Annotated in this window: 1 protein-coding gene; it reads right to left on the bottom strand. The window is 67.1% G+C overall.

The window, feature by feature from the left end:
• Nucleotides 1-142 precede the first annotated feature (142 nt).
• Nucleotides 143-1,321 (bottom strand): IS701 family transposase, encoded by a 1,179-nt coding sequence (locus ACFYXM_RS37105; RefSeq protein WP_389296264.1) that lies wholly within the window; start codon nt 1,319-1,321, stop codon nt 143-145.
• Between the last annotated feature and the right edge of the window lie 69 nt (nt 1,322-1,390).

The following is a 1,390-nucleotide window of genomic DNA, read 5'->3' on the forward strand; positions in this document are numbered from 1 at the left end:
TACTGCAACCGCATCTGAAGGGTGTGGCCTCGGCGTTTGTAGTGGGAGCGTCGGGCTCGGGCCTGGCTGCGTCTGCGGAAGCGTGACCAGTGCAGATGGTGTTCGTTGGTGTGGTGGCGGGGTGTGGTGACGACGTGGCCGATCAGTCGGCGAATCTCGGGGACGCTGAGCGGTACGAGGTCTTGTTCGTCGTCGACCGTGCCCCTTTTGCGGCTTCTGCGGCACGAGTGGCGGTCAGGTAGGCGAGGGCGGCCATGGAGAGCGTGATGTGCCGGTACCAGGCACGGTAAAGCCGGACTTGGTAGTGGTCCAGGCCGCACTCGCCCTTGGCGGTCTGGAAGCACTCCTCCACCGCCCACCTCGCCGCAGCGACTTTGACCAGGTCTTTCAGCCGGGAGGCGGCCGGGCCATAGCAGACGTAGTAGGCGACCTCGGTGGGGTCCGCCACGCTCCGGCGGGCCAGGACCCAGTGCCCGAAGCCGCGCTCCCAGCACGGGCGGATCGCGATACGGGCCCAGTCGTAGATCCGCTCACCGTGCGCGCCCTGTCCGCCCGAGACCCGCTTCCAGCGCTGCCGGGGCAGCGCGGCGACCAGACGGTCGACGCGTTCCTCGCCCCAACGCGTTGTGATCACCGTGTCGTTGACCTTGGTGGCCATCACATGCGCGATCCGGCGTTGCTCCAGCCAGAACCGGGTGTGCTTGACCTGCCCGTATGCCTCGTCCGCGGTCACCCACGCGAACGGCACCCCGGCGTCGATGGCGCGTTGCACCATCTGCCGGAAGTGCTCGTTCTTGGTGGCGAAGGGCACCTCGTCGGCGATGCCGGCGGCCCGGCACCGCTCCCGGTCGCCCGTCCAGGACGCCGGGAGGTAGAGCTCGCGGTCAATCAGCGCTCGCCCGGCCGTCGAGGCGTAGGCCAGGAAGGTGCCGATCTGGGAGTTCTCGGTCCTTCCGGCTGTGCCGGAGTACTGCCGCTGCACGCCGGCCGACTTTGTACCTTTCTTCAGGAAGCCGGTGTCGTCGCAGATCAGGACACCGTCCGGGCTGCCGATGGTCTCCACAACGAAGTCACGGATGTCGTCCCGGACCGCGTTCTCGTCCCAGTCCGAGAGGTTGAGCAGGCGCTGGACACCATCCGGGCGGAGCTGTCCGACCTGCTCCGACAGTGTCCAACCGTTCTTCTTCTCCAGAGGAGCGATCAACCCCCGAAGGTAGTCCAGCGCCCGCTCACGCGGCTCGGACCTGCCGAAACGGTGGGCGAAGCGGGCATGCAGTCCGGCTATCCCCTCCGACCACGACTCGACCTGCTCGACCGTCAGCTCATCAGCACACAGTCACAACAACGACGAACAGCGCCACCCGTCACCCCAGATGCGGTTGCAGTACTA

Origin of the sequence: Streptomyces sp. NPDC002476 (assembly GCF_042889785.1) — a bacterium.
Lineage (GTDB): Bacteria > Actinomycetota > Actinomycetes > Streptomycetales > Streptomycetaceae > Streptomyces.